We start from the raw sequence: 12,177 nt of genomic DNA, 5'->3' as shown, positions 1-12,177 counted from the left end.
AGATGCCCTCGGGCCGCATATGGGTCAGGCGTAGCGCTGGCCTTCGGGTTCGCGCACCGCGTAGCTTTCGATCGTGTAGCGCACCACGCGGCCCTCGCCCTCTTGCCGCACGACGCGGAAGCCCGGCTCGGTCTTGGGGCGGTTGACGATGAAGCTCATGCGGATCGACTCCCAGCCCGGGCTGGCGTCGAAGGCGATGACGCGGATGTATTTCCCGCCATGCAGCTTGCGGCACTCGTTGACCTCATAGACCACGGCGGCGGCGTCGGGGTTGTCGAACATCGGGTGGCCCCACATCTCCCAGTAGGTATTGCGGGGATGCGGGTCGTCGGTGAACTCGACCGAGACGGCCCATCCCTTGTCGATGGCATATTGGGCCTGAACGCGGATATCCTCGTCCGTCAGATCCGGCAGGTAGCTGAACTGTCCTTGCGTAAGACGCATGTCTTTTCTCCTTTTCCCAATCGGTTACATCGACACGCCGGGCGTCGGCGCAAAGTCCGGCGCGTCGGTCGAGGCATAGTCGAAGCTGACGTTCTTCCAGGTATCGAGGGCCTGCTTGAGCGGCGTGCAGGTCTTGGCGGCATCGCGCAGGATGTCCTCGCCCTCGTTCCAGATGTCGCGTCCGGCGTTGCGGGCGTAAAGCATCGCCTCCAGTGCGACGCGGTTGGCAGTGGCGCCCGCCGCGATGCCGTGCGGGTGGCCGATGGTGCCACCACCGAATTGCAGCACGACATCCTCGCCCAGGTAGGTCAGCAGCTGGTGCATCTGGCCCGCGTGAATGCCGCCCGAGGCCACTGGCATCATCTTGTTGAGCGAGGCCCAGTCCTGGTCGAAGAAGATGCCGTTCTCCAGCGCCATCGGGTTATATTCCTCGCGGAAGATGTCGTAGTAACCCTTGGTGGTGGCCGGGTCGCCCTCGAGCTTGCCGACAACGGTGCCCGCGTGCAGGTGGTCAACGCCAGCAAGGCGCATCCACTTGGCGATGACGCGGAAGCTGACGCCATGGCTGCGCTGGCGCGTGTAGGTCGAGTGCCCCGCGCGGTGCAGGTGCAGGATCATGTCGTTGTCGCGCGCCCATTTGGCCATCGACTGGATCGCCGTGTAGCCGATCACCAGGTCGATCATGATGATGACCGAGCCAAGCGACTTGGCGAATTCGGCGCGGGCATACATCTCTTCCATCGTGCCGGCGGTGACGTTCAGGTAGGTGCCCTTCACCTCGCCAGTCGCGGCCGAGGCGCGGTTGACGGCCTCCATGCAGTAGAGGAACCGGTCGCGCCAGTGCATGAAGGGCTGCGAGTTGATGTTCTCGTCATCCTTGGTGAAGTCGAGCCCGCCCTTGAGCGCCTCGTAGACCACACGGCCATAGTTGCGCCCCGACAGGCCCAGCTTGGGCTTCACGGTCGCGCCCAGAAGCGGGCGGCCGTAGCAGTTCAGGCGCTCGCGCTCGACCACGATGCCGGTCGCGGGGCCCTGGAAGGTCTTCACATAGGCAACTGGCAGGCGCATGTCCTCAAGGCGCAGCGCCTTGAGCGGCTTGAAGCCGAAGACGTTGCCGATGATCGAGGCGGTCAGGTTCGCGATCGAGCCGCCCTCGAACAGGTCGAGGTCATAGGCGATATAGGCAAAGAACTCGCCGGGCGAATTCGGCACCGGGTCCACGCGATAAGCCTTGGCGCGGTATTTCTCGCAGGCGGTCAGGCGGTCGGTCCAGACCACCGTCCAGGTCGCGGTCGAGCTTTCGCCCGCGACGGCAGCGGCGGCCTCGACCGGGTCGACCCCATCTTGCGGCGTGATGCGGAACAGCGCGATCACGTCGGTATCCTTGGGCGTGTAGTCAGGCTCCCAATAGCCCATCTGGGCGTATTTCATGACGCCGGCCGAGTAGCGCTTGGCTCCGGTGACGGTCTTGGCTTCGGACATGTCGTTCATCTGGGTTCTCCTCCCATTGGTGTTTCAGGCGGCGCGCGCGGCCGCGATCCGGGGATCGAGCGCGCCCGAGGCGTAGCGTTTGGCCATTTCGTCCAGCGATACCGGTTTGATCTTTCCGGCTTGCCCGGCTGTGCCGAAGCGCTCGAACCGGTCGCGGCAGAGGGCTTCGAGTTCCTTCATCGCCGGGATCAGGAACTTGCGCGGGTCGAACTCGCGCGGCTTTTCGGTGGCGACCTTGCGGAACTGGCCGGTCATCGCCATGCGGCAGTCGGTGTCGATATTGACCTTGCGCACCCCCATGCGGATGCCGCGTTCAATCTCTTCCACCGGAACGCCATAGGTCTGGGGCATCTCGCCGCCATAGCCGTTGATCAGGTCTTGCAATTCCTGCGGCACCGAAGAGGAGCCATGCATGACCAGATGCGTGTCGGGCAGCTTTTCGTGGATCGCGGCGATGGTCTTCATCGACAGGATCTCGCCATCGGGCTTGCGCGAGAATTTGTAGGCCCCGTGCGAGGTGCCGCAGGCAATTGCCAGCGCATCGCATTTCGTGGCCATCACGAAATCCACGGCCTGATCGGGATCGGTCAGCAGTTGATCGTGGCTCAGCTTGCCTTCCGCGCCCGAGCCATCCTCGGCCGCAGCCTCGCCGGTCTCAAGGCTGCCCAGAACACCCAGCTCGCCTTCGACCGACGCGCCCACGGCATGGGCGGCCTGCGTCACGCGGCGGGTGATGGCGACGTTGTAGTCATAGCTCGCCGGGGTTTTCATATCCTCTTCGAGCGAGCCATCCATCATCACGCTGGTAAAGCCGTGGCGAATGGCCGAGAGGCAGGTGGCCTCGTTATTGCCGTGGTCCTGGTGAAGGACGACGGGGATATCGGGATAGGTCTCGGCCAGCGCCTGCACCATGTGGCGCAGCATGATATCGCCCGCATACGAGCGCGCACCGCGGCTGGCCTGCAAGATCACGGGCGCGTCGCAGGCAGCAGCCGCGGCCATGATCGCCAGCCCCTGCTCCATGTTATTGATGTTGAACGCCGGGACGCCGTAGCCCTGCTCGGCGGCGTGATCCAGAAGTTGGCGCAAGGTAATCAGTGCCATCGTGTCCTCCCTCAGGCAGCACATTCGGCGGCGTGAAGTGCCGCGATACCGGGAAGCTCCCTGCCCTCGAGCCATTCGAGGAAGGCGCCCCCGGCGGTGGAGACGTAGGTGAAATCCTGGGCCACCCCGGCCGCGTTCAGCGCGGCGACGGTATCGCCTCCGCCCGCGACCGAGACGGCTCGGCCCGCGCGGGTCTGCTCGGCGGCCTTTTGGGCCAGCGCGACGGTGGCCGCGTCGAAGGGCTGCATCTCGAAGGCGCCAAGCGGGCCGTTCCACAGGATCGTGCGGCAGCCCTCCAGCACGGCTGCGAACTCGGCCACGGCCTCGGGGCCGGCATCGAGGATCATCGCATCCTGTGGGCAGGCATCGGCGGGCACCACCTCATGGGCGGCTTGCGCCTTGAATTCGCGGGCGACCACCACATCGCGTGGCAGGTGCAGGCGGCAGCCATGCGCCCGGGCGAGAGCTTCGATCTCCCTGACGGTCTCGACCTGGTCGGCCTCGTGAAGCGACCGGCCCATGGCCGCCCCAGAAGCGAAAAGAAACGTATTGGCCATGCCCCCGCCGATGATGACGTGATCGAGCTTGCGCACGAGGTTCTTGAGCACGGCGATCTTCGAGGACACCTTGGCGCCCCCCACGATGGCGACGGCGGGCTTTTGCGGCGCCTCAAGGGCCGCCGACAACGCGTCGATCTCTTCGACCAGCAGCGGCCCGGCATAGGCCGGAAGCAGGCGCGCCAGCGCATCGGTCGAGGCATGGGCGCGATGCGCGCAGGAAAAGGCGTCGTTGACGTAGAGATCCCCCAGCTTGGCCAGTTCGGCGGCGAAGGCGGGGTCGTTATCCGTCTCGCCCCCGTTATAGCGCAGGTTCTCGCACAGCAGCGCCTCGCCCTCGCGCAGGGCATTCGACAGGATCACCGCCGAGTTGTCCGCGCAGACATCCGAAAAGCGCACCTCGACCCCAAGCGCGCGGCTGAGCGCCGGGCGCAGCTTGTCCACCGAATAGGCCGGGTTCATCTCGCTGCGCTTGGGGCGGCCGAAATGGGTCAGAATGACCAGCCGCGCGCCCCGCGCCAACAGCGGGCGCATCCCTGCAGCGAAGCGGTCTATGCGCGTGGTGTCGGTGACGCGCCCGTTCTCGACCGGCACGTTCAGATCGGCCCGCACCAGCACGCGCTTGCCGCGTAGATCGGCCTGGAGGATCGAGGGAAGCGCCATCAGTTCAGCCTCCCCATCGCCACGGCGGTATCGGCCATGCGGTTGGAGAAACCCCACTCGTTGTCATACCAGCTCAGGATACGCACGAGGCGGCGATCCATGACCTTGGTCTGGTCCATGTGGAAGATCGACGAGCGGCTGTCATGGTTGAAATCCATGCTGACATTGGCCGCCTCGGTATAGCCAAGCACGCCTTTCAGCGGCCCGTCGGCAGCGGCGCGGATGGCCGCGTTCACCTCTTCGATCGTGGTGTCGCGGGAGGCCTCGAACAGCAGATCGACGACCGAGACATTGGGCGTCGGCACCCGGATCGCCACCCCGTCAAGCTTGCCGTTCAGCTCGGGCAGCACAAGACCCACGGCCTTGGCGGCCCCGGTCGAGGTCGGGATCATCGACTGACCTGCGGCGCGGGCGCGGTAGAGATCCTTGTGCATCGTGTCCAGCGTGGGCTGATCGCCCGTGTAGCTGTGGATCGTGGTCATGAAGCCCTTGTTGATGCCTATTGCATCATTGAGCGCCTTGGCCACGGGCGAGAGGCAATTCGTGGTGCAGGACGCGTTCGAGACGATGCGGTCCTCATGCGTCAGGCTGCGGTGGTTCACCCCGAAGACGATGGTCTTGTCGGCACCACTTGCAGGGGCCGATACCAGCACCCGGCGCGATCCGTTCTCAAGATGCAGCGCGGCCTTGTCGCGGTCGGTGAAGATGCCGGTGCATTCCAACGCCACATCGACGCCCTGCCAGGGCAGCTCACGCGGGTCGCGCAGGGCGGTAACCTTGATCGGGCCGCGCCCGACATCCATCATGTCGCCCTCGACGGTGATCTCGCCAGGAAAGCGGCCATGCACACTGTCGAAGCGCAGCAGATGCGCGTTGGTCTCGACCGGGCCCAGATCGTTGATGGCGACGACCTCGATATCGTCGCGCCCCGACTCCGAGATCGCGCGCAGGACGTTGCGCCCGATGCGGCCAAAGCCGTTGATGGCAACTGTAACGGTCATGCCAGTTCCTCTTGCTTGCGGTTGTTTGCGATGGCCCGTTCCGCCGCCTCTGCGACGGCCTCGGGCGTGATGCCGAAATGTTCGTAAAGCTGCGCCGCCGGGGCCGAGGCACCAAAGCCCGCCATGCCGACAAAGGCGTCATTGCGTTCGAGGAAGAGATCCCAGCCCTGACGGATCGCGGCCTCGATGCCCACGCGCGGGGCAGAGCCGCGCACCCGCAGCCGGTAGGCGGGGCCCTGCTCAGCGAAAAGCTCGAAACAGGGGGCCGAGACGACGGCGGCGCGGAGGCCGCGCTCTTCCAGCAGGCGGGCAGCGGCAACGGCGATCTGCACTTCAGACCCGGTAGCGATCAGCGTCACGTCGCGCCCCTCGACCGGGTCGCGCAGCAGATAGGCGCCGCGCGCGGTCAGGTTTTCGTCGATATGGCGGCCCCGGATCATCGGCAGGTTCTGGCGCGACAGGATCAGCGCATTCGGTCGGCCCTCGGCGGTGACGGCGATCTGCCAGGCCTCGGCGGCCTCGACCGCATCCGCCGGACGGATCACGTTCAGGTTCGGCATCGCCCGCAGCGAGGCCAGATGCTCGACCGGCTGATGGGTCGGCCCGTCTTCGCCCAGCCCGATGCTGTCATGCGTCAGCACATAGGTGACCTGCACACCCATCAGCGCCGAAAGCCGGATCGCCCCGCGGGCGTAATCGGCAAAGGCGAGGAAGGTGCCGCCATAGGGGCGCAAGCCGCCGTGCAGCGCGATCCCATTCATCGCGGCGGCCATGCCGTGCTCGCGGATACCGTAATGGACATAGCGCCCGCCGAAATCGCCGGGGCGGACCGAGGTCATCCCCTTGCTGCGGGTATTGTTCGAGCCGGTCAGATCTGCCGAACCGCCAACGGTATTGGCCAGCGTCTCATTGAGCACCTCCAGCGCCATTTCACTGGACTTGCGGGTGGCGACGTTGGGCGCGCTCTGGATCAGGCTGTGCTTGTAGGCGCCGATGGCGGCGTCCAGCGCACGGGCATCGGGGGCGGTGTGGAAGGCCGTGAATTCGTCGCGCAGGGGCGACTTGGCCAGACGCGAAGCCCATTGGGCATGCGCCTCGCGGCCCCGCTCGGCAACGGCGCGCCATTCGGCATAGACCGTCTCGGGGATCTCGAACGGGGCGCTTGTCCAGCCAAGCGCCTCGCGCGCCGCCGCGATCTCGGACGCGCCGAGGGGGGCGCCGTGCACGTCGTGGCTACCCTGCTTGGTCGGCGCGCCGTAGCCGATCACCGTGCGGCAGGCGATCAGGCTGGGGCGCGCGTCGGCGCGGGCGGCCTCGATCGCGGCGGCGATTTCCTCGGCCGCGTGGCCATCGACACGCTGCACATGCCAGCCGCTTGCCGCGAAGCGGGCAAGCTGGTCAGTCGAGGTCGAAAGCTCGGTCCCACCGTCGATGGTGATGCCGTTGTCGTCCCACAGCACGATCAGCCGGCCGAGGCCCAGATGCCCGGCCATGTCGATCGCCTCATGGCTGATCCCCTCCATCAGGCAGCCATCGCCCGCCATGACATAGGTGAAATGGTCCACCAGCTCGTCGCCAAAGCGCGCATTCAGCATCCGCTCGGCCAGAGCCATGCCAGTTGCGGTCGCGATCCCCTGCCCCAGCGGCCCGGTCGTGACCTCGATCCCGGCAGCGTGGCCGTATTCGGGGTGGCCCGCCGTGCGGCTGCCGAACTGCCGGAAGGCGCGCAACTGACCCATCGGCATATCGGCATAGCCCAGCAGGTGATGCACCGCATAAAGCAACATCGAACCATGCCCCGCCGACAGCACGAAGCGGTCGCGATCCGCCCAACCGGGCGCCGAGGGGTCGAGCTTGACGAACCGCTTGAACAATACCGCAGCAACATCGGCCATGCCCATGGGCATCCCCGGATGGCCCGATTTCGCGGCCTCCACCGCATCCATCGTCAGCGCGCGGATGGCATTGGCCATCATCGTCTCGGCAGGGGTCGAAAGCTGGGCGATCTGGTTCATGGCTGTCTCCTCAGGCGCGCCGCGCGTCATTGACGAGGCGGTGGATCATCGGCGTGAAGATCAGCTGCATGGCGAGGTCGAGCTTGCCGCCGGGGATCACGATGGAATTGGCGCGGCTCATCCAGCTGCCCTGGATCATCGAGGTCAGGTAGGGAAAGTCGATGCCGCGCGGGTTCTTGAAGCGGATCACGACAAGGCTTTCATCCGCCGTCGGGATCCAGCGCGCGATGAACGGGTTCGAGGTATCGACGACCGGCACGCGCTGAAAATTCACATCCGTTTCCGTGAATTGCGGGCAGATGCAGTGCACATAGGCGTGCATCCGGCGCAGGATCGTGTCGGTCACGGCCTCGGTCGTGTAACCCCGGCTGGCCTTGTCGCGGTGGATCTTCTGGATCCATTCGAGGTTGATGACCGGCACGACCCCGATCTTGAGATCGGCATGGGCGGCGATGTTTACCTCGTCATTGACCACGGCGCCATGCAGACCCTCGTAGAACAGCAGGTCCGAGCCATCCTCGAACGCCTCCCATTCGGTGAACTTGCCCGGCGCCGTGCCCCAGCGTTCTGCCTCGCGGTCGTCATGAACGTAGTGGCGCGTCTCGCCCCGGCCCGTCTCGCCATAGGTGCGGAAAACCTCTTCAAGCTTGGCCAGTTCGTTGGCCTCGTAGGAGAAGTGGCTGAAGGTCGCCTCGCCGGCAGCAGTGCGGGCCTCCAGCTCGGCCTTCATCGCGGCGCGGTCGTAGCGGTGGAAGGCGTCGCCCTCGATGGAAACCGCCTTGATCCCCTCGCGGCGAAAGATCTGGTCGAAGGTCGATTTGACCGTCGTGGTGCCAGCCCCCGACGAGCCGGTCACCGAGATGACAGGGTGTTTCTTGCTCACTTTATTGATCCTCAGACTCGGAAAAGGCTGCGTTCAGAGAAGAGCGCCGATGTCTCGGCGGGGGGCAGATCGTGGTAGACGGTGACCCGGTCCATCTGGGCGGGCGACCCGAAGATCAGCGGCATACGCTCGTGCAGGTCCTCGACACGCTGATCCATGATGGCCAGCAACCCGTCGCTGGCCTTGCCCCCGGCCTGTTCGATGACAAAGGCGATGGGGGCGCATTCGTAAAGCATCCGCAGACGGCCGCGCGTATAGCCGCGCCGCGCGTCACCGGGGTACAGGAACAACCCGCCACGGGTCAGGATGCGGTGCGTTTCGGCCACCAGAGAGGCGATCCAGCGCATGTTGTAGTTGCGCGCATGCGGCCCCTCTTCGCCCGCCAGACAGTCGTCGATATAGGCGCGGATCGGCATCGGCCAGTGGCGGTAGTTCGAGGCGTTGATGGCGAACTCGCCCGACTGCTCGGGCAGGCGCAGGTGGTCTTGCGCCAGCTCGAAGACCTGCGTTTCGGGGTCGAGCGTGTAGTAACGCACGCCTTGCCCGAAGGTGACGATCAGCGAGGTCTGCGGCCCGTAGATGATGTAGCCCGCCGCGATCTGGTCGCGGGCGCGGCGCAGAAAGCTGGCCTCGGCGCCCCCAGAGGCCTCGTAGATCGAAAAGATCGTGCCGATCGAGACATTGACGTCGATGTTGGACGAGCCATCGAGCGGGTCGATGGCCAGCGCAAGATGACCCGTGGGGTCAAGCTCGACGATCTCCTCGCGTTCCTCCGAGGCGAAGTAGCGCACGCCCGTCCCGGTCAGCGCCGTGGCGAAGGCGGTATCGGCCAGCACATCCAGCGCCTTTTGCCCGTCGCCGCCGGTATTGGTGCCCACATCGCGCCCAAGAGAGGCACCAAGCGGGCCGCGGGCAATCTGCCGCGAAAGGCTGCGCCCGACCGAGCAGAGCGCGCTGATCGCGGGCAGCAATGCGGCGGGAATTCCCTCGGGGGAAATCGGCGCAACCGTCGAACCCATGGCTTCCTCCCAAGCTGTTTTCGGCGTTTCGTTGAGCAGACGCTTGCATGGGGTTTTGTTTTATGAAATTTAAAAGAAAGGAAATCATATTAAATAAAATCTAATGCTAGACCCTGACCGTATAAAGCTTAGCCAGTTGCGCGCCCTTGTGGCGGTGGTTTCGGATGGCTCAATCACCGGGGCGGCCGAGCAGCTGAACCTGACCGCACCAGCCATCCATACCCAGTTGAAATTGCTGGAAGATACCGTCGGAACGGCGCTACTCAACCGCAACCGCGGACAGGCGATGACGCTGACCGAGGCGGGGCAGGTTCTGTTCGACGCCGCCGCGCGGATCGAGGGGGAGCTGACGCGCGCCCTGCGCGACATTGTCGCAGTCCAGGAGGGGCACGAGGGCCGCGTCCACCTGGGAGTCGTGTCGACCGGCAAGTATTTCGCGCCGGGAATCGTTGCCGCGATGCGCAAGTGCTGCCCCGGCATTGACGTGCGCCTGTCGATCGGCAACCGGCAAGAGATCATCCACGCGCTCGACACGCGCACCCTGCACCTGGCGATCATGGGGCGGCCGCCGCGCACGCCCTCGGTCATCGCCGAACGGCTGGGCAACCACCCGCATGTCATCATCGCCGCGCCGGACCACCCGCTGGCTGGGATCGGTGAGGTGCCCGACGCGGCCCTGCTGCGCGAAACCTTCATCATGCGCGAGGAAGGCTCGGGCACGCGTATTCTGGCGAACCGTTACCTTGACCGGATCGGCAGCGGTCAGAGCTATGCCAGCATCGTCATGGACAGCAACGAGACGATCAAGCAGGCGGTGATTGCGGGCCTAGGGATCGCGCTGATTTCAGAGCACACCGTGATCGAGGAGTTGCGCAGCCGCAGGCTTGTGCGCCTGCCCGCCAAGGGCCTGCCGCTTATCCGCGAATGGTACATCCTGCACACCAGCGACACCCCCCTGACCCCGGCTGCCGCCCGCATTCAAGATAAGATCCTCGCCATGAAAGGCTCTTACCTGCCGCATCTGGACTGAATGCCGTTCAGGCAAGCGCCCGCGCCGCCAGATATGCCAGCCCGAACAGGATCGGCTGATGCACCAGGTAGATCGCAAGGCTGTGCCGCCCCGGCCAAGCCAGCCAGCGCAGGCTCTCGCCCCGCCCACGCAGCCACTGCCACAGGCCCACGGCATCTGCCGCCTTGGCCAGCGCCAGGCCAAGCAGGAACGGCCCGGCCCAGGGGAAGACCGGCTCGTAATCCATCGAGGGCGGGTGCTGCGCGCCAAGTCCGAGCCAGACCAGCGCCAGATGGTCGAACGCCCCGCCAATGACGTAGTATGGCACCGCAAAGAACACCGCCGCACCGAGCAGGCTCACGACCGAGGGCAGGCGCAGGAATGCCAGCCCGATGAGGCTGCTGACGGCAATCGAGTGCAGGATACCGAAATAGACGAACCGAACCGGGTCGGAGACGTAGGTGGCCAGCGACACGCCCGCCGCCGCCAGCGCCAGAACCCCAAGGCGGCGCAGATAGGCCCGCGCCCGGAACTGATGTCCATGCGCCAGATAAAGGCTGACCCCGGCGATGAACACAAAGCTGCCCGCCACCGTGCGCGCGAAATAGGACCAGAAGCCTGTCGTCGCGATGCCCGCCGGAAGCACTCCGAACCATGTCAGGTCATAGACCGAATGGTAGATCACCATCCCCACCAGCGCGAAGCTTCGCGCCAGATCAAGGGCATGGATACGTGCGGTCTGGGATTGAGGGGTGCTCATGCGGCACTCACGTCTGGCCATCTTTGGCCCGGCTTTAGCATGGCGCGGGAGCCTTGGCCGCGAAAATCGCCCGCCTCACGCAATCGCTACGGTTTATAAGCACGGCGCGACAATTCGCGGGGAGCAACAGCGCACGCCCATGCCAGGATGACCCCGTCCTGCATCGGAGGAATGTCATGAAGCTCAAGATCGCCACCCTGCTGTGCGCCCTGCTTGTCGCCGCCAGCAGCGTGCAGGCGCAAGACCAGATCCGCAAGGAAAGCGTGGCCTTCCCAGCGGGCCAGACCGGAACGCGGCTGTGCGGCGCGATCACCGGGTATGATGCGGTCTCTTACATGATCGGTGCGGAAGCCGGGCAGCGCATGGTGCTTGGCCTCAAGGCCTCCAACAACCAGACCTATTTCGCCGTCTTCGGCCCCGGTCAGGCGCCGGGGGGCGAGGGCCTTGCCGCCAGCGACCTGACCGGCCCGATGGTGCCCGAGATCAACCGTTTCGACGCGGCCTTGGACACCTCCGGCTTTTACCAGATTCTGGTCTACCAGATGCGCAACGCCGCGCGGCAGGGGCTGACCTCGTCCTATACGCTTGATATCGCCGTGACCGGCACGACCGGAGCGATTATCGACGGCGACTTTGCCGACGGGCTGGCAGGCGGGCCGGACTACTACGCCGTGCGCACTGCAACGCCGGGCGGCTCCCTGAATATCCGTGAAAGTGCCAGCGCGGGCGCCCCAGTTCTTGGACAGGCGGCGAACGGGGCGCAGCTGCGCAACCTCGGCTGCCGGATGGCCGAGGGGCGGCGCTGGTGCCGCGTCGCACCCCTGTCCGAGCCCGGACTGGAAGGCTGGGCCGCGGGTGAGTTCCTAATCGAGGGCAGCGGCCCGGCCGAGCCCGACATGACACCCCTACCCGCTGAACAGGATGCCCTCATGCCCGGCACCGCCTTCCACGCGACCGGGCCGCTTCCCTGCCAGCGTGACGGTATGGTTGTCGATTGCACCTTTGGCGTGACCCGTGCGGGCAATGGCAACGGGCTTGTGGTGATTTCCTGGCCTGATGGCACCCTTCGGGAGGTGACGTTCGAGGGCGGCGCACCCGTCTCGTCGAACGCCGAAACGCCCATGATCGCGACGCATGAGGGCGATACCACCGTCCTTACGATCGGGGCCGAGCGTTACGACATTCCCGATGCGGTAATCTGGGGCGGCTGAGCGCCGCACGAACGGGTCGC

General features: G+C 65.6%; 11 protein-coding genes. 2 read left to right on the top strand and 9 right to left on the bottom strand.

Annotated elements, in window-relative coordinates:
* Positions 1 to 24: 24 nt before the first annotated feature.
* The 8 genes from LZA78_RS12370 to LZA78_RS12335 are packed head-to-tail and all read right to left on the bottom strand — an operon-like array spanning position 25 to position 9,177.
* Positions 25 to 444: a ribulose bisphosphate carboxylase small subunit gene (locus tag LZA78_RS12370; protein WP_218630220.1), complete on the bottom strand. Its 420-nt coding sequence runs from the start codon at positions 442 to 444 to the stop codon at positions 25 to 27.
* 24 nt (positions 445 to 468) lie between these two features.
* Positions 469 to 1,926, bottom strand: coding sequence for a form I ribulose bisphosphate carboxylase large subunit (locus LZA78_RS12365; RefSeq protein WP_438811076.1), 1,458 nt, complete (start codon positions 1,924 to 1,926; stop codon positions 469 to 471).
* A 33-nt stretch (positions 1,927 to 1,959) separates the two neighbouring features.
* Positions 1,960 to 3,039 carry a class II fructose-bisphosphate aldolase gene (gene fba / locus LZA78_RS12360; RefSeq protein WP_233677249.1) on the bottom strand — a complete coding sequence of 360 codons (1,080 nt, stop codon included), beginning with the start codon at positions 3,037 to 3,039 and terminating at the stop codon, positions 1,960 to 1,962.
* An 11-nt stretch (positions 3,040 to 3,050) separates the two neighbouring features.
* Positions 3,051 to 4,259, bottom strand: a complete 1,209-nt coding sequence (locus tag LZA78_RS12355) for a phosphoglycerate kinase (RefSeq protein ID WP_233677248.1) — start codon at positions 4,257 to 4,259, stop codon at positions 3,051 to 3,053.
* Complete coding sequence (gap, locus tag LZA78_RS12350; RefSeq protein WP_233677247.1) at positions 4,259 to 5,260, bottom strand: type I glyceraldehyde-3-phosphate dehydrogenase; 1,002 nt, start codon at positions 5,258 to 5,260, stop codon at positions 4,259 to 4,261. Before gap ends, LZA78_RS12355 begins: the two co-directional genes overlap by 1 nt.
* Positions 5,257 to 7,275 (bottom strand): transketolase, encoded by a 2,019-nt coding sequence (gene tkt, locus LZA78_RS12345; RefSeq protein ID WP_233677246.1) that lies wholly within the window; start codon positions 7,273 to 7,275, stop codon positions 5,257 to 5,259. Before tkt ends, gap begins: the two co-directional genes overlap by 4 nt.
* A gap of 10 nt (positions 7,276 to 7,285) precedes the next feature.
* Positions 7,286 to 8,158 carry a phosphoribulokinase gene (locus LZA78_RS12340; protein ID WP_233677245.1) on the bottom strand — a complete coding sequence of 291 codons (873 nt, stop codon included), beginning with the start codon at positions 8,156 to 8,158 and terminating at the stop codon, positions 7,286 to 7,288.
* Between the two features lie 11 nt (positions 8,159 to 8,169).
* Positions 8,170 to 9,177, bottom strand: coding sequence for a class 1 fructose-bisphosphatase (locus LZA78_RS12335; RefSeq protein ID WP_233677244.1), 1,008 nt, complete (start codon positions 9,175 to 9,177; stop codon positions 8,170 to 8,172).
* 103 nt (positions 9,178 to 9,280) lie between these two features.
* Between LZA78_RS12335 and LZA78_RS12330 the strand changes: the two genes are divergently transcribed.
* Positions 9,281 to 10,207: a LysR family transcriptional regulator gene (locus tag LZA78_RS12330; RefSeq protein ID WP_233677243.1), complete on the top strand. Its 927-nt coding sequence runs from the start codon at positions 9,281 to 9,283 to the stop codon at positions 10,205 to 10,207.
* 7 nt (positions 10,208 to 10,214) lie between these two features.
* Here LZA78_RS12330 and LZA78_RS12325 read toward each other — a convergent pair whose 3' ends face one another.
* Positions 10,215 to 10,946, bottom strand: a complete 732-nt coding sequence (locus tag LZA78_RS12325) for a heparan-alpha-glucosaminide N-acetyltransferase (protein WP_233677242.1) — start codon at positions 10,944 to 10,946, stop codon at positions 10,215 to 10,217.
* Positions 10,947 to 11,122: 176 nt separating this feature from the next.
* On the opposite strand from LZA78_RS12325, the gene LZA78_RS12320 reads away from it, so the two are divergent.
* Positions 11,123 to 12,157, top strand: a complete 1,035-nt coding sequence (locus LZA78_RS12320) for an SH3 domain-containing protein (RefSeq protein ID WP_233677241.1) — start codon at positions 11,123 to 11,125, stop codon at positions 12,155 to 12,157.
* Positions 12,158 to 12,177 lie beyond the last annotated feature (20 nt).

Source organism: Rhodobacter flavimaris (assembly GCF_021378075.1).
GTDB classification, from domain to species: Bacteria; Pseudomonadota; Alphaproteobacteria; order Rhodobacterales; family Rhodobacteraceae; genus Rhodobacter; species Rhodobacter flavimaris.
The sequence above is the reverse complement of the archived record's forward strand: the minus strand, read 5'-3'. Positions and strand labels throughout refer to the sequence as shown.

Coding starts and splice junctions, on each gene's coding strand:
- LZA78_RS12370 (WP_218630220.1), bottom strand. CDS start 444: ATGCGTCTTACGCAAGGACAGTTCAGCTACCTGCCGGATCTGACGGAC.
- LZA78_RS12365 (WP_438811076.1), bottom strand. CDS start 1,926: ATGTCCGAAGCCAAGACCGTCACCGGAGCCAAGCGCTACTCGGCCGGC.
- fba (WP_233677249.1), bottom strand. CDS start 3,039: ATGGCACTGATTACCTTGCGCCAACTTCTGGATCACGCCGCCGAGCAG.
- LZA78_RS12355 (WP_233677248.1), bottom strand. CDS start 4,259: ATGGCGCTTCCCTCGATCCTCCAGGCCGATCTACGCGGCAAGCGCGTG.
- gap (WP_233677247.1), bottom strand. CDS start 5,260: ATGACCGTTACAGTTGCCATCAACGGCTTTGGCCGCATCGGGCGCAAC.
- tkt (WP_233677246.1), bottom strand. CDS start 7,275: ATGAACCAGATCGCCCAGCTTTCGACCCCTGCCGAGACGATGATGGCC.
- LZA78_RS12335 (WP_233677244.1), bottom strand. CDS start 9,177: ATGGGTTCGACGGTTGCGCCGATTTCCCCCGAGGGAATTCCCGCCGCA.
- LZA78_RS12330 (WP_233677243.1), top strand. CDS start 9,281: ATGCTAGACCCTGACCGTATAAAGCTTAGCCAGTTGCGCGCCCTTGTG.
- LZA78_RS12325 (WP_233677242.1), bottom strand. CDS start 10,946: ATGAGCACCCCTCAATCCCAGACCGCACGTATCCATGCCCTTGATCTG.
- LZA78_RS12320 (WP_233677241.1), top strand. CDS start 11,123: ATGAAGCTCAAGATCGCCACCCTGCTGTGCGCCCTGCTTGTCGCCGCC.